The organism is Fibrella aquatica, from assembly GCF_041321135.1.
GTDB lineage: Bacteria > Bacteroidota > Bacteroidia > Cytophagales > Spirosomataceae > Fibrella > Fibrella aquatica.
Genome location: NZ_JBGGWF010000015.1, coordinates 15,439 through 33,599, shown reverse-complemented (window position 1 = coordinate 33,599; position 18,161 = coordinate 15,439). Strand labels below are relative to the sequence as shown.

At 51.8% G+C, this 18,161-nt stretch carries 16 protein-coding genes; 11 read left to right on the top strand and 5 right to left on the bottom strand.

Annotated elements, in window-relative coordinates; genetic code table 11:
- Positions 1-41: 41 nt before the first annotated feature.
- Positions 42-761 (top strand): LexA family transcriptional regulator, encoded by a 720-nt coding sequence (locus tag ACAW87_RS23195; RefSeq protein WP_370726041.1) that lies wholly within the window; start codon positions 42-44, stop codon positions 759-761.
- A 101-nt stretch (positions 762-862) separates the two neighbouring features.
- Here ACAW87_RS23195 and ACAW87_RS23190 read toward each other — a convergent pair whose 3' ends face one another.
- Positions 863-1,519, bottom strand: coding sequence for a hypothetical protein (locus tag ACAW87_RS23190; protein ID WP_370726040.1), 657 nt, complete (start codon positions 1,517-1,519; stop codon positions 863-865).
- A 142-nt stretch (positions 1,520-1,661) separates the two neighbouring features.
- Between ACAW87_RS23190 and ACAW87_RS23185 the strand changes: the two genes are divergently transcribed.
- Positions 1,662-2,744 carry a lactonase family protein gene (locus ACAW87_RS23185; RefSeq protein WP_370726039.1) on the top strand — a complete coding sequence of 361 codons (1,083 nt, stop codon included), beginning with the start codon at positions 1,662-1,664 and terminating at the stop codon, positions 2,742-2,744.
- Positions 2,745-2,844: 100 nt separating this feature from the next.
- Here the strand turns inward: ACAW87_RS23185 and ACAW87_RS23180 are convergent, their stop codons facing one another.
- The 3 genes from ACAW87_RS23180 to ACAW87_RS23170 are packed head-to-tail and all read right to left on the bottom strand — an operon-like array spanning position 2,845 to position 4,799.
- Positions 2,845-3,252 (bottom strand): hypothetical protein, encoded by a 408-nt coding sequence (locus ACAW87_RS23180; protein WP_370726038.1) that lies wholly within the window; start codon positions 3,250-3,252, stop codon positions 2,845-2,847.
- A 36-nt stretch (positions 3,253-3,288) separates the two neighbouring features.
- Entirely contained in the window at positions 3,289-4,107 is an 819-nt protein-coding gene (locus tag ACAW87_RS23175) for a PD-(D/E)XK nuclease-like domain-containing protein (protein WP_370726037.1), read from the bottom strand.
- 38 nt (positions 4,108-4,145) lie between these two features.
- Entirely contained in the window at positions 4,146-4,799 is a 654-nt protein-coding gene (locus ACAW87_RS23170) for a hypothetical protein (protein ID WP_370726036.1), read from the bottom strand.
- A 384-nt stretch (positions 4,800-5,183) separates the two neighbouring features.
- Between ACAW87_RS23170 and ACAW87_RS23165 the strand changes: the two genes are divergently transcribed.
- The 4 genes from ACAW87_RS23165 to ACAW87_RS23150 all read left to right on the top strand — a co-directional run bounded on the left by ACAW87_RS23165 (position 5,184) and on the right by ACAW87_RS23150 (position 8,073).
- Positions 5,184-5,651, top strand: a complete 468-nt coding sequence (locus tag ACAW87_RS23165; RefSeq protein WP_370726035.1) for a hypothetical protein — start codon at positions 5,184-5,186, stop codon at positions 5,649-5,651.
- A 164-nt stretch (positions 5,652-5,815) separates the two neighbouring features.
- Positions 5,816-6,580 carry a 3-keto-disaccharide hydrolase gene (locus ACAW87_RS23160; protein ID WP_370726034.1) on the top strand — a complete coding sequence of 255 codons (765 nt, stop codon included), beginning with the start codon at positions 5,816-5,818 and terminating at the stop codon, positions 6,578-6,580.
- A gap of 40 nt (positions 6,581-6,620) precedes the next feature.
- A complete protein-coding gene (locus tag ACAW87_RS23155; protein ID WP_370726033.1) occupies positions 6,621-7,508 on the top strand; it encodes a hydroxypyruvate isomerase family protein in 888 nt (295 codons plus the stop codon).
- A 346-nt stretch (positions 7,509-7,854) separates the two neighbouring features.
- On the top strand, positions 7,855-8,073 hold the full coding sequence (locus tag ACAW87_RS23150; protein WP_370726032.1) for a VF530 family protein: 219 nt from the start codon (positions 7,855-7,857) through the stop codon (positions 8,071-8,073).
- Here ACAW87_RS23150 and ACAW87_RS23145 read toward each other — a convergent pair.
- Positions 8,065-9,576 carry an amidase gene (locus tag ACAW87_RS23145; RefSeq protein ID WP_370726031.1) on the bottom strand — a complete coding sequence of 504 codons (1,512 nt, stop codon included), beginning with the start codon at positions 9,574-9,576 and terminating at the stop codon, positions 8,065-8,067. The genes ACAW87_RS23150 and ACAW87_RS23145 overlap by 9 nt on opposite strands.
- A gap of 242 nt (positions 9,577-9,818) precedes the next feature.
- Between ACAW87_RS23145 and ACAW87_RS23140 the strand changes: the two genes are divergently transcribed.
- The 5 genes from ACAW87_RS23140 to ACAW87_RS23120 all read left to right on the top strand — a co-directional run bounded on the left by ACAW87_RS23140 (position 9,819) and on the right by ACAW87_RS23120 (position 18,161).
- Positions 9,819-10,403, top strand: a complete 585-nt coding sequence (locus ACAW87_RS23140; RefSeq protein WP_370726030.1) for an RNA polymerase sigma factor — start codon at positions 9,819-9,821, stop codon at positions 10,401-10,403.
- A gap of 57 nt (positions 10,404-10,460) precedes the next feature.
- Complete coding sequence (locus ACAW87_RS23135) at positions 10,461-11,579, top strand: FecR family protein (RefSeq protein WP_370726029.1); 1,119 nt, start codon at positions 10,461-10,463, stop codon at positions 11,577-11,579.
- A gap of 223 nt (positions 11,580-11,802) precedes the next feature.
- Positions 11,803-15,093: a TonB-dependent receptor gene (locus ACAW87_RS23130; protein WP_370726028.1), complete on the top strand. Its 3,291-nt coding sequence runs from the start codon at positions 11,803-11,805 to the stop codon at positions 15,091-15,093.
- Between the two features lie 26 nt (positions 15,094-15,119).
- Positions 15,120-16,769, top strand: coding sequence for a RagB/SusD family nutrient uptake outer membrane protein (locus ACAW87_RS23125; protein ID WP_370726027.1), 1,650 nt, complete (start codon positions 15,120-15,122; stop codon positions 16,767-16,769).
- Between the two features lie 69 nt (positions 16,770-16,838).
- On the top strand, positions 16,839-18,161 hold the full coding sequence (locus tag ACAW87_RS23120) for a Gfo/Idh/MocA family protein (RefSeq protein ID WP_370726026.1): 1,323 nt from the start codon (positions 16,839-16,841) through the stop codon (positions 18,159-18,161).

The window sequence follows — 18,161 nt, the reverse complement described above, 5'->3', positions numbered from 1 at the left end:
ATTTTAGTTATAACACACTATCCAAATTTTATATCATAAAAATGGAAGAATGTGCAGTGAATATCGAGGCAGTAGAAACAATTCAGGATCGGCTCAAGCAAGTGTTTGATGCGTTGGGAATGACCATCTATCAGATTTCCAAAGATTTAGGTGAGAACCCTTCTAAGTTTTATAACATCCTGAGTGGCCGGGCAAAACCGTCTTACGATACCATCATGAGTTTGCTGGCCTGCTACCCACAGATTCGGGCCGATTTTCTGCTTCGGGGCATTCTGCCTGTACTGGCCGATGGCACTACCGATGGGGGAAACAGCAAATTCATTGTGACCGACGAGAACCTGATCGAGGTGCCGTTTGTACCCATTAAGTTTTACGCCAGCTTCGTAGAAACCTACACCGAAGGCTTCCGAAAAATGGACATGGATACCTACCGGGTACGTAGCTCATCGGTTCGGTCGAACAAGCCGGTGGTTGTGATCGAGATTTCGGGGAATAGCATGACGCCTCAGTTGGGCAACGGGGCCAAAGTACTGGCCGAACAGGTTGACCAAAGCAACTGGGAATACCAGTCGGGCGGGATATATGCGGTGATGTACCGCGATTATTTTGTGGTAAAACGCATTCGCGACAACGAGCTGATGACCAAGCGCTATCTGACGCTCCATTCAGATAACCCACTCGGCGGCAGTGTCACGGTAGGTCACAAAGACCTGCGCGGCATCTGGAAAATCATCAGCATCGTTGATTCACCAGTCGAGTAAATTAGTTCAATGTCTAACGTTTAAAGTCCAATGGGCTCTGCTGGTTCACACGTTTGTGAATTCGCAGAGCCCATTGGACTTTAAACATTAGACATTGAACCTTACAAAATCCCCTTCGCGAAGTTCAGTACACTGCCTAGTTGATTTTTAACGGCGGGTTCGGCGGCGGCACCACCCATTCCGCCGAGTTTGCCAACGCCCGAGAGGGCACTGCCAATCAGTGAGCTGCCCGTTGAACTGGCCTGCCCACCTAGTGAAGGCAGCGCTCCTTTCATCAGATTCAGGCCGCCGGTAAGCGCCCCTACCGAGCCAAGCAGGCTTCCGCCGCCACCCAGTAAGTTGCTGACCTGGTTGGCCCCCAGTGCCATTTTCACTAGCGAAACAGCTTTCGTCAACACATTGCCCGATACGGCACCACTCGCCACGCCCGGAATCAATTTCTTTAGATTGCTGGTCTGGCTCATTAGCTTGTCCTTGAAATCGCCTTTACTGGTTGCAGCTTGTACCTCAGCCGCTGCAATGCCGTCATTGAGCGCGTTTACAGTAGCCGTTTTGTCGCCCTTGTCACTAGCCATAATCGCCTGGTCAAGTTTTATCGCTGCTGAATCGGCGGCCGATGTTGCGCCAACTATAGCCGTTGTGCCCGAGGTCTTGGAAATTGCTTTGGGTAACGTACCGAACTGAGCAAAAGTACTTGCCGTGCTTAGCAGCAGGCAGGCTACAGTTAGTTTGGACAAGGTAAACAGGTTGTGTGTCATACGTGTATGTTTGATAGATAAGGCAAGGTTGTGAACTGTTTCGACAAAACCCGCCTGAATAAGACTTTTAACTTACTTTTTAGTAACAATCACGCTCATGAAATGCTTTGCTTTTTTTATTGGCCTTTTAGCCATCGGTACTATGTCTGATACACGGGCTCAGTCTCCGTCAACTGCCGAGAGGCTATACGTGGGTACGTACTCAACGCGGGGAAGCGAAGGCATTTATATTGTTCAGCTCGATCGGAAAACGGGGGCACTAACGCTGGCTGGCACGGCTCAAAACAAGGAGAATCCATCGTTTCTGGCGCTTCATCCTACCAAAAAGTTCTTATACGCGGTGAATGAAGCCAGTGGTGGAAAAGCGGCAAGCAACGCCTACGCCATTGATAAAAGCACAGGTACGTTGCAACTGCTGAATCAGCAGGCAACCGACGGTTCAGGACCATGCCATATTAGTGTGGATAAAGCGGGGAAAATGGCGTTTGTATCGGCCTATGGTGGTGGTGTCTTTACGGCTCTGCCTGTTGGTGCCGACGGTAAACTGGGTACGTTGGTTGAACGGATCAAGTATACTGGTAATAATCCCGAAAATTCCCGCCAGGATGGACCTCACGCGCATTCGGCCACGGTTTCGCCCGACGGTAAGCATGTATACGTTGCCGATCTGGGAAATGATCGGGTCTACATCTACAACATTGGCGGTAGTAAACCCGAACCCAACGCAACCCCCTTTGTGACCGTGAAAAAAGGGTCGGGCCCGCGCCATATGGCGTTTCACCCCAATGGCAAGTTCGCTTATCTGGTCGAAGAACTAATCTCGTCAATGGCTGTGTTTGCCCGCGACACGAAAACGGGTACACTCACGCTGATTCAAGACGGAATCAAAACACTACCCGCCGATTTCACCGGGCAAAATACCTCGGCTGATATTCACATCGATGCGTCGGGGAAATATATCTACCAGTCGAACCGGGGGCATAATGCCCTGGCTGTGTTGAAGTTAAACAGTAAAGGTGTGCCCGCCCTGATCGGACACGTACCCACGGGTGGAAAAACGCCCCGCAATTTCTGGCTCGACCCCCGGGGTCAGTTTGTGATCGTTGCCAATCAAGACACGGACAACCTTGTCGTCTTCCGGCGCAACGCCAACACAGGTATGCTGACGCCCGCTGGCCAAGAACTAAAAATTCCCGCTCCCGTATGTGTCATTTCAGGGGAGTAAAAAAGGGTTCAAAAGTTTAAGGTCTAACGTCTAAAGTTGCTCCGCGGGTAGTCGAATGCAGAGCAACTTTAGACGTTAGACCTTGAACTTTTGAACCCCTTTAATCAATCCACATCACCTTATCGTAGGCGATTTCGTAGTGCATCTCCTGCAGCGGAAGCGTATCGACAAACTCCCCGGCTGGGCTAACCCGAACACCGTGCCAGAGGCCGTAAGCATCGCGCAGGAGTATGCGATAGCCGTAGAGCGGGTGATACGTAGACTCGTCGGTGCGGTGGTCCCAGGCGGTTTCCAGTTCAATAGCGAAAGCCACCCGGCTAATCACCTCCCGCATATCATCGAGTAACGTACCTGTGATGCTGAGATCCTCGATCCACAGCACTAGTTTGTCGGTCCCCCAGTCGAACTGAATCGGTGATGGCCTGACCGAAAACAGCAGCGCTTTGAGCGCGGCGGTGTCGGTTAGGCGGGCCACTGTGGGGGTTGATGGTGACGTTATTTCGTTCATAGACTGTTGTTTCTATAGAACAAAAAACCACGTTGATTAATCCGTTAACCCGTTGGTTTCCTGCCACTTCTTAAGCCAGAATCGATATTTTTTTCGACCGTATTCGACGAACCCCGGCAATGATGTAGCATCAACAGCAAAGAGGCGGTGGGGCTCTTCTTTCATTACGCCAATGAACACATGTCGAAATTGTTGGGTGGTTGCCCATTCATGTCCGTCGGCATAGCGAAGGCTGTCGAGGTAAAAGGCCGCCTGCCGGTCGTAGTCGTAATCGTAGCAACTTTGAAGAAACTGGGCCTGGGTACGTGCCGACGTTGTTTTAAAATCTAAAATCAGCGCGTGTTTTCGTTTCGGACTTGTGTAAACCAGATCAAGGCGGGACTTACAGGCTAGTTTCGTCGCTGGATCAGTAAACAGAACAACCCGTTCCCGTTGAGCTTCGCCGACCTCCTGGTCTGCTAGTTGCCCTGTCTGTTTCCGCTCCGACATTCGGAGGTAGCGGCGGCAAAACGGATCACGCCGCACCGTATCCATCAGCACGTCGAGCTTATTGATTTCGCCGCTTGCCAGGCGGTTGTTGGTCAGGTCGGGCAGGAGTTGTTCCAGCACCGTACCCACTGTTTCGGGTTCAAGCAGGTGCTGATGAAACGCTTTGCCAAACGACCGCGCCTGCTCAGCGCCCCAGCCTGTCGACAACTGATGATAGCCTAACTGCTCTTCTTTAATGCGGGTCAGGTCTGAATTGGAGATACGCGGCAGAGCGCGATAGTCAAGGCCAGCGTCGCGGGAAATCAATGCCGATCCGGGTAGTAAGCTCCTCGGAGGCATCTGCTCATATTGAAGGGATGAAGTCATAGGTGAGTAAGGTTTAGACGTTGAACCTACAATAGCCCCTACTCCACGCCCACCGCAAGTAAGCCGGTGGCAGATGGTTCTTCAATGGCATGGGCAAACGGGTTGTAGTAATTGAACGCCGTTTTTATGTTTGCGATGTCGGTTAGTGTTTCCTGGCGGAACACCTTGTAATCCTGAGCAAACAGTTTCAACTCGGCTGATTTCTCAGGAGTAGCCATCTTGTAGGAGAAGTTGGCGATGTAATAAACCCCCTTGGGCTGAATTTTATTATTCTCTTTTTTTTCAGCCACCGCCGTGATCACCACGTCGGCCAGCGTGAGGTCGTCGTAATAGAGCGGCTCGATCAATCGGAAAATATTATCGACCGAATAGCCGTGAAAAAGGACGGCTGAAACGCAATTTTTTTCGTCGATGAAAAAGAGCTCGGCCCAGTTCTTTGTGCCCATATTCAGGATGTTATCCGTAAAAATGCGCCAGGCTATGGGCTGGAAGGTAAGCGTACGGCCCAACTTCTCGGCCCCATTGATGTTAAACACACCCTCCTTGGCATCGAACCGATATTGACGCGGATGACCCTCCAGATACTTGTACCGACTGACCACTTCGCCCGTCCCTTCGTGAATCATTTGGTACGGTTTCAGTACCTCAATGTTTTGAAATGTCTCGATTGTGTTCTTGCTTTGCGTGTTCATTAGTATTTGTTGTTTACTGTTCGAGCAGGGGGTCCGGTTGAGACCCCTTTTGCCTTTTATAGAGGTGTTGTTTATTGGTATTAAAGATACGCATAGTTAGTCAAATATAAAAATATAGTATCCGTTTTTTAGCGTCTAAGAACGCTTGTAAAAGTTCCCCGACGTTCCTCTCGATTTGACCGGCCTTGTGTTCTCAGAGACCACGAAAAAGCCTTTATATGCGCCTGTTTAGGCCACTTGTCTCAGGCAGGAGATTGCTGAAACGGCATATGTTTTAGTTGAAATATAATTTACCGATCGAAAAGGCTGATACGGGCAATTTGACCGGGTTAAAACAAGTCATGAACAGGCCGGGTTATAGAGGGAAACAAATCCCTCAACGCTATGGCAACCCAATCGCCTTTCGACCCCGATAACGTCGACCCTGAATTTTACGCACACAACCCCCACAACGAGCAAAAGTCCGACTATGGTCAGGAATCTGAAGGGGTTGGTAACAATACACATAACTCCAGCACCTCTGGCGCCGACATGGAAGGACAGAACCGTGATTATGTGACCACTTCTAAAGAAGAAAATTTCGGTACCAATCACCCGGCAGCACCCAGCGGCGAAAGTCTGGGAACTCATCAGGCGTGGGACATTAATCCGGACTCGCTGAACCCCGACAAAGAACCGAAAGGAATGACTGATGCCGAAGCGAAAAAGCTGGAGTCACTGCCCGATAATCCGTCCGACGAAGCACTTTTCCACCGGGGAGATGCCACATACCTGGAGCAGGGTGATGACCCAACTCAGTCTTATGATCCCCACAATAAAGGCTATGACAGTAAAGCCGGAAAGGAAGAATAGCCAGTTGGTTAATTGAGCGTATTTAAGCGCTTTACAGAGCGACAGCCTGGAGAATTCATTTAGAATCTCCAGGCTGTCGCTTTTTTCGTGTGGGTAAAAGCGCGGTATTAATCACTTTTGCTGAATGACGTCTTGATCCAGTTGAAACCAACGTCTTTTCTTCAATGAATAGTAAACAAGTCACTACTGCAGGAGCGATTGCGCTGACCCTGCTTGTCAACGTACCTGGCCTGATGGCCAATGATGGTCCTTCTACTCAACTGTCTAATGGACAGTATGCTACACGACCAGTTGATCGTAACGCGCGGAAACCGTGGGAAACGCTATTCGACGGTAAAACCCTGTCGGGCTGGCATATCTACCAGAAACCCGGACAGCCTGTCACAGAGAAATGGGTTGTTCAGGACGGCGCCATTCATTTAACTGCGGGCGGCGTAGGTGACCTGGTAACCGATAAAGCGTACGGCGATTTTGAATTGGAAGTCGACTGGAAAATTGCTGAAGGGGGAAATAGCGGTATCATTTACCATGTTCAGGAAGACCCGAAGTTCAAGGCTACCTACCAGACAGGCCCCGAAATGCAGGTGCTCGACAACGAACGCCACCCCGATGCCAAGGCGGGTCGTGATGGTAACCGCACTGCCGGCTCGTTGTATGACTTGCAGAAGCCGGTCACACCAAACGCTGCCAAACCAGCCGGTGAATGGAATAAGGCTCGGTTGGTGATCAAAGATGGCAAAGCCGAACAGTACCTGAACGGAAAGAAAACCGCCGAGTATCCTACCTCCGGGCCTGAATGGGACAAGATGGTTTCTGAAAGTAAATTCAAAGGATGGGAAGGCTTTGGCAAATACCCGACTGGGAAAATTGCCCTGCAAGACCACGGTAATCAGGTTTGGTACCGCAACATCCGTATCCGCGAATTATAGTAGATACGCAATATGTTGCGTATCTATCAATCTATCTATTATGCACCGCCGTCGAGCCCTCCGAAACTTAACTGGTACCGCCCTGTCACTAAGCGCTGTACCGTCTTTTGCACAACTCATGAAAGACCGTGAACCTACGGCTCCAACCGAGGCGGTAGTTACTGCCCTGAAAGGAAATATTAACCACTCAGTATGCCGGTGGTGCTACAGCAAAGTACCCCTCGAAGACCTGTGTAAAGCCGCTCAGTCGATCGGGATTAAATCGATCGAACTGGTTGGTCCGGATGAATGGCCTGTGCTGAAAAAATATGGCCTTACGTCGGCGTTGCCCTGGGGCGCTGGCAAAGGCATCAACGATGGGTTTAACGACCCGAAACTCCATGATGAATTAGTGGCCAGCTACGAGGCTATTTTCCCCAAGCTACAGGCGGCCGGCCTCACCACCGTTATTTGCTTTTCGGGCAATCGAAAAGGAATGTCAGATGCCCAGGGCCTCGAAAACTGCGCGGTAGGCCTGAAACGCCTGATGCCCAGTGCCGAAAAGTACGGCATCACGATGATCATGGAACTGCTCAACAGTAAGGTCGATCATAAAGACTATATGTGCGACCACACGGCCTGGGGCGTTGAACTCTGCAAAAAAGTAGGATCAGATAAGTTTAAACTGCTCTACGACATCTACCACATGCAGATCATGGAGGGCGACATCATCCGTACTATCCGTAGTTCGCACCAGTACATCGGGCATTACCACACTGGCGGTAATCCCGGCCGGAATGAGATCGACGAAACGCAGGAGATCTACTACCCGGCTGTGATGAAAGCTATTGTTGCCACGGGTTTCAAAGGCTACGTAGCGCAGGAGTTCGTCCCCAAGCGCGACCCACTCACCAGCCTCCGCGAAGCCGTCAACCTCTGCGACGTGTAACGTACCTGAACTCAGTAAAGCAAAAATGGCCCGCAGCAATCAGTTGTGGGCCATTTTGTTGTTGTTACTTTGTAGGTCTGTTGGTTGTCACTGGCGTAGCTGGCGCGAGCATGTGCTCGTGCCTATAATTTGCAAGCATCTGCTTACACAGCCAGTCAGGGCAATATGGTAGCGAGAATAGTTTTTGCTCTACCGTATTGCCCTGACGGGCAGCAAGCGAATGCTTGCAAATTATAGGCACGAGGAAATCCTCGCGCCAGCCAGCGCAATGAAGGACTACCTAATGACTACCAAATGACTACCTAATGACTACCAATGACCACTTAATGACCACTTTTTTTAACATATGCCCGACGCACAACCTAACAACCCACTACACGGCTTGAGGCTGGATACGATTCTGGAACACCTCGTTGAACGTTACGGCTGGGAAGAACTGGCTGAACGGATACCGATCAACTGTTTCAAAACAAACCCCAGCATCAAATCGAGCCTAACCTTCCTGCGCAAAACCGACTGGGCACGCCAACGCGTTGAAGGACTGTATCTGAAGAGCTTACGCTAATGTACCTGGCCGGTTTTCGGCCCATGGCTGTGCCTGCTCCAATTGAGCGGCTATCTGGAATAATAACGCTTCGTTACCCAGTGCTGCCGTTAACATAGATCCAATTGGTAACCCATCGGCCGACATATGAAGCGGTACCGACATCGATGGTTGACCGGTCATGTTGGCGATGGGAGGGAAGGGAATGTAGCCGAACGCTTTTTCGGCCAGTTGGTCAATCTGCTTGCTACCTTTCAGTAGTTTCAGGCCACCAACGGCGTCGACAACCTTCATCAACTGGTTTTCGGACGATGTATTTTGCAGTTCACCGATGCGGATGGGCGGACGCGACAATGTGGGCATCAGCAGGAGATCATACGTCTCGTGTAATTGCCCCATGCGGCGGGCGAGCAGGTTCCAGCGGCGATTCTGGTATGAAAAATCAGCGGCCGAATAAGCTTCCGAAATGCGCGACAATGCCCAGGTGTTCATCTCCATATCGTCGCGGCGAGCGGGGCGTTTGAGGTACTCGCTCAGTTCACGAATGGTGGCACCAGTTTCGCCCAAAACCATGGTCAGATACATCTCGCTCAGCACGGTATGGTCATAAGGCAACGCAACCTCTTCTACGGTATGACCCAGACTTTCAAGCAGTTTAGCCGTTTTGTGAACCGCGGCTACGCATTCGGCATGGGTCTGGTGGGTCGGGAACGGATTCTGCGCAGTAAACGCAATGCGGAGTTTCCCCGGCTGTTTACCGACCTGACTCAGAAACGATTCACTGGGCATCCCCATCGTATACGGATCGCCCGGCGACGTACCGGCAATAACGTCCAGGAAGGCGGCGCTGTCGCGAACGGTGCGGGAGATGACGTGGTTGCGCACGGCGCCCTGCCACATTTCGCCAAAACGCGGCCCCAACGATGCCCGCCCCCGCGACGGAATCATGCCAAACAGGCCGCAACACGACGAGGGTATTCGGATACTTCCTCCACCGTCACTGGCCGACGCTGCCGGTACAATACCTGCTGCTACGGCCGCTGCTGCGCCACCGCTGCTGCCACCCGGCGAATGAGCCAGATTCCAGGGGTTACGGGCCGGGCCGTACAACTGTGATTCGGTGTAGGGCGTTAACCCAAACTCGGGTGTGTTGGTCTTGCCGAAGAAGATCAATCCGGCCTGCTTGTACCTGGCCACATCGAAACTGTCTTCCGAAGACACGTACCCAGCATAGCCTCGGCAACCTGACTTCAACGGAGTGCCAGCCCATTCCAGGCCAAGGTCTTTCAACAGGAAAGGCACCCCCCGAAAGGGCATTGCTGCTCCTGCCTGACCATCGGGCAACTGATCAAGCATCCGCCGTCCTTGCTCGTACAGCGGCGTCACAATGGCGTTGATGGCCGGGTTCTGAACTTCAGCTTCGGCAATGGCAGCATCGAGCAGTTCCAGAGGAGTAACAGCACCTTTGCGAACCAGATCGGCCAGGCCAAGGGCATCTTGTTGGCGGTATTCGGAAGAAGTCATCCTGCAAGTTTACAGTTTTCTGTTTACTGTTTTCTGTTTCGGTGTACGACCAGTTATCCAAAAGCTGCTACTATTCGCGAACTGCGCTTGGCTTATTGTTTCCGCAATGAACATAGGTTAAACTACATTTCTATGCGTAACTGTGTTGCAGAAATTAGAGATAAAGCCAATGAGTAGCCAGATACTGTAGTCGCCTTACTTGTAATCCTACCAAATTTCCGTCCGTTTTTAAGCAGAGATCATTGGCAACACAGGATTCCGACACGCAGATTTGGCTGTCTTTTCAGCAGGGCGATGAGGCCGCTTACACGGTGCTTTATCGAACGCACGTGCGGGCAATGTACCGCTATGGGATGAGCCTTGTGGCGGTATCCGAATCGTTTGTGTTTGATTGTATTCATGATGTCTTCACCGAAATCTGGGCGAAGCGGGAACGGCTCTCGGTGCCCGATAATATTCGGTATTATCTGCTTAAATCGTTGAAGGTCAGAATTGTTCACTTGCTTCAGCGGCAGCAAAGACCCCATCAGGTAGTAGCGCAGACTGATTTTGATGACTTGTGGGCTGAACCATCCGTCGAGGAGTTGTTTTCAGAGCAGGAAGAGAGTGTCAATCGGGAGGCCCTTATTCAGAAACTAATCAGTCAGCTACCTCCACGTCAGCAGGAAGCTCTCCGACTCCGGTTTGTTGAAGAACTGGATTACAGCGAAATAGCTGATGTGCTGGCCATCAATCGGCAGTCGGCTCAGAACCTGGTTTTTCGGGGTATGGAGAAACTACGGCAGTGGCTAATAGGTACTTTTTTGCTTTTTCTTAGTTTTTTTTGAACAAACTGAGTATGGTAACGGGGCGTATGTCATCTACTGACAAAAAATACCCCGGTTGTGCAAAAGCCTTACAACTCCTTTACTGCTGCCGAATTTGCCTGCGATGATGCTTTCCTGGCGCATTACCTGGCCCCAACTCCCCAATCAGACCAATTCTGGACTGTTTGGCTACAAGACCATCATGAGCAGGAAGCACAGTGGCTGCTGGGGAGGCAGTTGCTGGAGGCTGTTCAGACCGGGCTGAGTGACTACGCCCGAACGTACCTGACGCCGGAAGCAGAGGCGCGACTGCTGGCCCGCATCAGAGCCACGAACAGCGAGCAGGCCGAACCCGTTCGTATTCACTCCTTTCAAAATCACCGATGGGCGTATTGGGCGGCAGCGGCCTGTCTGCTGCTGGCGGGCTACTGGGGCATTCGGAGGTTTGCTGTGGCGCCGCCTTCGCTCTATCAACAACAGATCGCAAAACTACAGAAGACCAATACCGAACGAATCAACCAGACCACGAAGCCCGAGCTTGTTCGGTTGCCCGATGGATCGTCGGTAATACTGGCACCCCAAAGCCGTCTGCTTTACCCGAGCGATTACGGTCAGCAGAACCGGTCGGTCTACTTGCTGGGCGAAGCTACTTTTGATGTAGCCAAAGATCCTCAGAAACCTTTTTTTGTCTATGCCAATGAGGTGGTTACCAAAGTGTTGGGGACAAAGTTTGTGGTACGCTCGTTCGAGCGCGACAAGCAGGTGCTGGTACAGGTACAGCATGGCCAGGTAAGTGTGTACAAGGGCGAGCCGGTAACCAGTCAGCAACCAACTGCCAAGACCTTGCAGGGGGTACTATTACTCCCAAATCAGCAGGTTGTTTTCTCCCGCGAGACCGAAACATTTGCCAAATCACTGGTGCAGGCACCGCAGCGGGTAGACGTTGACCAAGCGATTCCAATCAGCTTTGTGTTCGACGAAACGCCGGTGAAAACGGTGTTTCAGCGCCTTGAGAAGGCGTACGGTATCAATATTGTCTATAACGAAGACCAGTTGAGTGCTTGTCAGCTGACAGCCTCGCTGACAGATGAAACCCTGTTTCAGAAACTAGACATCATTGTTCAGTCCATCGATGCCAGCTACGAAGTGGTGGATGGGCAGGTGCTCATCAGCGGAAAAGGTTGTAGCGCCAACTGAAGTGATCTGTTAGTCAATCCTAAACCGCCTACTGCATGAAGAGATCGTAAGAAGACGTCATGAAAAAAGCGGATGGTTCTTGCACAACCATCCGCTTGAAATCCCCTACTGCCACAAAGCACAGCCCAACGGGCTGACCGGGAACCTATTGTCCGAATTGTCTAGAAACCCGAACAAACCTTCCAAAAGTATGGAAAAAAGTAAATTTTATCTGATCCAATGTATGAAACTCTCGTTGGGGCAAGTCCTGATCGCCTGCATTTTTGCGGGTGTCTCCTGGGCAACCGACGTGTCGGCGCAGGAACTGCTCGACCGGCGGTTAACCTTACAGGTTCGTAATGAAAAAGTGAAGAGTATCCTGACAACAATTGAGAAATCAGTAAACGTCAAGTTCTCCTACAGCCCACAAATTGTACAGTCGAACCGGAAAGTATCGCTGAATGCCGATAACGAAACGTTGGGCGGTATTCTGGGCAAACTTCTGCCAACGCTGCAACTGACCTACAGCATGGTGGGTAACCAGATTATTTTGAGAGTGTTGCCGCGTGCCAGTCTGCCGGTCGAAGAAGCCAGTACTAATAACAGGCCGTTACTGGCCGCTGAAGTGCCCGCCGAACAGACTATTTCTGGAACAGTAACCGACGAGAAAGGCAGCACCTTACCGGGTGTCAGCGTAGTGGTGAAAGGTACCCAGAAGGGAACCACCACCGATGCTAATGGTAGCTACACCATATCGGTGGTGTCGGCAGAATCGGTGCTGGTGTTCAGCTTCGTTGGCTACGAACCGCAAGAGGTTGTGGTGGGCAGCCGCTCGGTCGTAGACCTTAGCCTGAAAGCCGATGTGAAAGCACTGAGCGAAGTGGTGGTAGTTGGCTACGGGATTCAGTCCCGGCGAAACGTGACGGGCTCGGTAGCAAAGGTCGACATGAAGCAGGTAGAGAACTTGCCCAACACCAACGTAACCCAGGCGTTGCGCGGCCGGGTGGCGGGGGTACAGTTTACCGACAATGGCCGCCCCGGTCAGGGAGGGAGTATTCTGGTGCGGGGCACACGGTCTATCACGGCCTCCAACGACCCGCTTATCATTCTGGATGGTGTGTTTTATAACGGAAACCTGGCCGACATCAATCCGAACGACATCGAAACGATGGAGATTTTGAAAGATGCCTCGTCGGCGGCTATCTACGGATCTCGGGCGGCCAACGGGGTTATTCTGATCAGCTCTAAAAAAGGAACGACCGAAAAACCTGTCATTCGTTTCAACGCCTACGCCGGCCTGTCGGACTGGAGCCGCCGGATGAAGTTGTTAAGCCCTGAGCGTTACATAGAAAAAACGCTGGATGTTCGGCGGCAGAGTGGTCAGGCGGCCGATCCGGCCCAGATCACCAACTATCTGCAAAACACCGAGGCTGAAAATTACCGCAACGGTATATCGATCGATCCCTGGGAAGAAATTTCGCAGCAAGGGTCTATTCAGTCATACGACGTGAGCGTATCGGGTCGTACCGGACGTACCTCGTACTTTATCTCTACGGCTCAGGTTTACGAGAAAGGACTGATTTTTAACGATAACGCCAACCGTACGTCGTTTCGAATCAACTTGGAAAATAACATTACCGACTGGCTGCGGGTGGGCGTCAACTCGCAGTACGCCCGGCGTGACCTGTCTGGCAAAGAGTCCGACACGGGGCAGGGATACACCTTAAGTCCCTTCGGGAAGCTGTTTTTCGACGAAGCCAAAACCGATCCGGTCCCCTATCCGGTCGATGATCAGATTCAGCGGAGCCCGCTGCTCTACCCAATCATCGACAAAGACGAGGATATCAAACACAATCTGTTCGCCAATTTTTATGCCGTAGTCGATGCGCCTTTCCTGGACGGGTTAAGTTACCGCGTCAACTTTTCGCCCAATTACCGGTGGGAACACCGCTATACGTCATCGCCAATCTATAAGCGAAACGGCTTAAACAACCTGGGCAGTGCCTCGAAGTACAACCGCGAAGACTACGACTGGGTACTCGAAAATATTCTGACCTACAGCCGCCGACTGGCCGACAACCACGAACTGGACCTGACTCTGCTCTACGGTCGGAACCAGCGCTACTGGGAGTCGACCACTGCCAACGGGTCGAATTTTTTCACCGACGTGCTTGGCTGGAATAACCTGAACCTGGCTCAGGTACAGCAAAGTTTTTCCAACGCGCAGCGGGTCGATGGCATATCGTCGATGGCGCGGCTTAACTACCGTTTCCGAAACCGTTATCTGCTGACCCTAACCGCCCGCCGCGATGGTACGTCGGTATTTGGGGCAAGCCACAAGTACGGCACCTTCCCGTCGGCAGCCCTGGCCTGGATTGCATCTGACGAAGCCTTTATGCAGCAACAGTCATTGTTCAGCCTGCTGAAATTCCGTTTCTCGTACGGGTCGGTGGGCAACCAGGCTATCAATCCCTACCAGTCGCTGAGTACGGCTAGCACTACTCAGTATGTGTACGGCGATGGGGGCGCAACGGTCAACGCGGTGTATACGGCTACAATGGCTAACCCCAACCTACGCTGGGAGACAACCTTGTCGAAAAACGTAGCCGTTGATTTCGAGATGTTTAAGGGCAGGCTGGGCGGTACCCTGGAATATTACGATATGAACACCAGCGATCTGCTACTGAACCGATCGTTACCGAGTCCAACTGGTTTTGCGCAGGTGCTGACCAATCTGGGAGCTACTAAAAACGTTGGTTTTGAGGCCACGCTGAACTCCAGCAACATCCGCAAAGGACGGTTCGAGTGGACGACCAACCTGACCTTCGCCACTAACCGAAACCGGATTACGCATCTGTACGGTAGTGATAACAACAACGACGGTATTGAAGACGACGACCTGGGCAACCGCTGGTTCATTGGTAAACCCATCAACATCAATTACGATTACGTGGCCGACGGCGTGTATCAGGATGGTGACGAGATTCCGGCCGGGTATAAACCGGGTTTCCTGCGGTTCAAAGACCTCAATAACGACGGGAAATTTGACGCCAATGACCGAACAGTAATCAGTCAGCGGGAGCCAAAATACCGCTGGGGACTCAACAACACATTCCGCTACGGCAACCTGTCGCTATCTGTATTCATAAACGCCATGCAGGGTTGGGATCAATCGTTTTATCTGCTCGACCCGGTAAACAACTACCCAAGTCGTCCGGTCAATATGCTCGATGCGGGCTGGTGGACGCCCGAAAACAAATCGACCACACGCCCCTCACTTGTCTACACCAATCCGTTGGGTTATGGCTACTACACAACCCGCGATTTTGTCAGGATTCAGGATGTGAGTTTGGCCTACGATTTTCCGAAGACAATTGTATCGAAGTTGAAAGTCAATGGGTTGCGCGCCTACGTGAGTGGTAAAAACCTGTACACGTTCAGCGACTACGTGGGGCAGGACCCTGAGAGTGGCTACAACTGGGCTGGTTACCCAACTGCCCGGTCAATTACAGGTGGTATCAACCTGAGTTTCTAGTTGTCAATTCCCTAAACGTCAAGTTTATGAAAACATATAACATCCCAGGGTCGCTGACGGCCGGGTTGAAAAAAATACTGCTTTGCTCAACGTTGCTGCTGTCTGTCAACGCCTGCAAAGATGATGTGCTAACTGAAGTACCTCTGGCATTCCTGAACCCTGATGTGGTGCTGGTGAATAAAGCCGGTTTCGATACGTATCTAGCCTCGATGCAGGCCGTGTTGCGAAGTGCCTACTTCGAGAATGATGATTATGGCTACGGCTCCAACGTCTGGGATTTTCAGGTTGGCACCGATGTTGGCATGAACGGTGATCCGGGCATTAACACCTACGTCGATTACCGCACCTGGGTTACCCCTACGGCGGGGCAGGTCAACCACCACTGGGAATGGGCGTACCTGAAAGTGATTCCCCGCGCCAACACGCTGATCGAATACGCCGCCAAACCGGGCGCTGTCTGGAAAGATGAAGCCGAAAAAAATGCGGCGGTTGGTGAAGCGCGTTTCCTAAGGGCCTATGCTTATAACATTCTGGCAAATCTATACGGTGGCGTACCCATCGTTGATCAGGTAGCCACGGGCCCAAAACTGGATTTCAAACGGTCGACTCGCGCCGAGGTGCTGGCTTTTGTGCTGAAAGACCTGGAGTTTGCGGCGCAGTGGCTGCCGAAATCAACCACGCAGGACGGGCGCGTGGTGAAAGCTGCCGCCGATCACCTGCTGGCCGAAGTGTATAACAATGTGGGCCAGTATGACAAAGCCATTGCCAGCGCCTCGGCCGTAATCAACGACGGACAGTATCAACTGATGACCAGCCGGTTTGGGAAATATACGGCTCAACCGGGCGATGTTTTCTCCGACTTATTCAAAGACAATAACCAGAACCGCACTACATCGGGCAACAAAGAAACGATATGGGCTCTTCAGTTTGAATTTCAAACGCCGGGCGGTATTCCGAAAGCGGGTGGTGGCAACGGTATGCTACGGGCCTGGGGGCCGCGCTACTTCGCCATTAAAGATCCGGATGGGAAAACAGCCATGGCCGTCTCTGATAGCCTGGGGCGTCCCGTTGGCTGGTTCAGGCCGACCAATTACTTCAACTACACGATCTGGAACGACCGGGCCGATATCCGTAATTCGGCCTTCAATATCAGGCGCGACTTCTATTACAACGAAAAGTCGTCGAAATACTTCGGGCAAAAGGTAAACCCCAGAACGGCCAAAGACCTCGATACCATGTACTGGTACTACCCGTATATCCGTAAAATTGAAGGAGAGGCGCTGGCTGGTGCTACCTACGGGCGTACGTTCAAAGAGTTTTACATGATGCGGCTGGCCGAAACGTACCTGCTGCGCGCCGAAGCTTACCTACTGAAAGGCGACCTGCAAAAAGCAGCCGACGATATCAACGTGGTGCGCAATCGGGCCAAGGCTAAACCCATAACAGCCAATGAAGTTACGCTGGATTACCTCCTCGACGAACGGGCACGGGAACTGATGCTGGAAGAACTCCGACGGCTGACCCTCAACCGAATGAACAAACTGGTAGAACGGGTGAAAAAATACAATCCGCGGAGTGGAGGCACCATTCAGCCCTACCATGCTTTCTTCCCGATTCCGCAGAAGTTCATCGACGCCAATATTGAGATTAAAGTAGATCAGAATCAGGGATATTAGATGCTGGACGTTAGATGTTGAATGCTGGAAAAATCTAGTATTCAACACCTAACCCTTATAAACAATCAAATGCAAAATCGTCGCGAATTTATCCGGCAGACCTCGCTGGCAGGAACCGGCCTGTGGCTCTCGCCTCATATCCCCGTTTTTAAAGGATCGCCCAATGAAAAAGTGGTTATCGGCACCATGGGTAGCAACAGCCGGGGCTTTTTCATCGCCAAACTCTTTGCTCAATTACCCAATGTAGAAGTGGGTTACGTCTGTGATGTCGACACCAACGTAGTGGCCAAAACCAGCGCCGAGATCGAGAAAATGACTGGCAAGAAACCGAAAGCTTTTACTGATGTCCGTAAAATGCTGGAGGTGAAAGACCTTGACGCCCTGGTGATCGCTGCGCCTGACCATTGGCATGCCCCAGCGGCTATGCTGGGGCTGAAGGCGGGTAAGCATGTGTATGTTGAAAAGCCCTGTTCGCATAATCCGGCTGAAGGTGAAATGCTGGTGGCCGGGGCAAAAAAATACAACCGGCTCGTGCAGATGGGGAGTCAACGGCGCTCATTCCCGAAAGTGATCGAGGCTATTCAGTCGTTGCACGAAGGAATTATTGGCCGGGTGTATTTTGCCAAAGGCTGGTATGCCAATGCCCGCAAGCCGATTGGTACAGGGAAGCGAATAGCGGCGCCAGGTACGTTAAACTTCGACCTGTGGCAGGGGCCAGCTCCCCGCCGCCCTTATCAGGATAACCTGGTGCCGTACAACTGGCATTGGTTCTGGCATTGGGGCACCGGCGAAGCCCTAAACAACGGTACCCATGAGCTGGATGTGATCCGGTGGGGGCTGGGCGTCGATTATCCAACGCAGGTTACGTCGATGGGCGGGCGATTTGCCTATACCGACGACTGGGAAACGCCCGATACGCAAACCATTTCCTTTATGTTTCCCGGCAATAAAATGGCGCAGTGGGAAGGCCGCAGCTGCAACGGTTTCGACACGGAAGGGCCTGGGCGGGGCGTTATCTTTTACGGCGACAAAGGCACTATGGTCATCCCCGGTGGCGACGACTACAAGGTGTATGATTTGGGTAACAAACTGATCAAATCTGTAAAAACAGATTTACAGGAAGTAAAAGGCACCAACACCATGGGCATGGGCGAAAAGCTGGACAGCCTTGTTCTCCAAAATTTCGTGGAATCGATTCGGGGTAAAAGCCAACTGACGGCCCCCATTGCCGAAGGGCACAAATCCACGTTACTCCCCCAACTTGGTAATATTGCTTACCGGACTAACCGAACGCTGACCTGCAATCCGGCAAACGGACATATCCTCAACGACAAAGAGGCCGTGAAACTGTGGGCAAGAACGTACGAGAAAGGGTGGGAAATGACGCTGTAA

Excerpts from the sequence above, each read along its gene's own strand:
- ACAW87_RS23195 (WP_370726041.1), top strand. The coding sequence starts at position 42 with ATGGAAGAATGTGCAGTGAATATCGAGGCAGTAGAAACAATTCAGGAT.
- ACAW87_RS23190 (WP_370726040.1), bottom strand. The coding sequence starts at position 1,519 with ATGACACACAACCTGTTTACCTTGTCCAAACTAACTGTAGCCTGCCTG.
- ACAW87_RS23185 (WP_370726039.1), top strand. The coding sequence starts at position 1,662 with ATGTCTGATACACGGGCTCAGTCTCCGTCAACTGCCGAGAGGCTATAC.
- ACAW87_RS23180 (WP_370726038.1), bottom strand. The coding sequence starts at position 3,252 with ATGAACGAAATAACGTCACCATCAACCCCCACAGTGGCCCGCCTAACC.
- ACAW87_RS23175 (WP_370726037.1), bottom strand. The coding sequence starts at position 4,107 with ATGACTTCATCCCTTCAATATGAGCAGATGCCTCCGAGGAGCTTACTA.
- ACAW87_RS23170 (WP_370726036.1), bottom strand. The coding sequence starts at position 4,799 with ATGAACACGCAAAGCAAGAACACAATCGAGACATTTCAAAACATTGAG.
- ACAW87_RS23165 (WP_370726035.1), top strand. The coding sequence starts at position 5,184 with ATGGCAACCCAATCGCCTTTCGACCCCGATAACGTCGACCCTGAATTT.
- ACAW87_RS23160 (WP_370726034.1), top strand. The coding sequence starts at position 5,816 with ATGAATAGTAAACAAGTCACTACTGCAGGAGCGATTGCGCTGACCCTG.
- ACAW87_RS23155 (WP_370726033.1), top strand. The coding sequence starts at position 6,621 with ATGCACCGCCGTCGAGCCCTCCGAAACTTAACTGGTACCGCCCTGTCA.
- ACAW87_RS23150 (WP_370726032.1), top strand. The coding sequence starts at position 7,855 with ATGCCCGACGCACAACCTAACAACCCACTACACGGCTTGAGGCTGGAT.
- ACAW87_RS23145 (WP_370726031.1), bottom strand. The coding sequence starts at position 9,576 with ATGACTTCTTCCGAATACCGCCAACAAGATGCCCTTGGCCTGGCCGAT.
- ACAW87_RS23130 (WP_370726028.1), top strand. The coding sequence starts at position 11,803 with ATGAAACTCTCGTTGGGGCAAGTCCTGATCGCCTGCATTTTTGCGGGT.
- ACAW87_RS23125 (WP_370726027.1), top strand. The coding sequence starts at position 15,120 with ATGAAAACATATAACATCCCAGGGTCGCTGACGGCCGGGTTGAAAAAA.
- ACAW87_RS23120 (WP_370726026.1), top strand. The coding sequence starts at position 16,839 with ATGCAAAATCGTCGCGAATTTATCCGGCAGACCTCGCTGGCAGGAACC.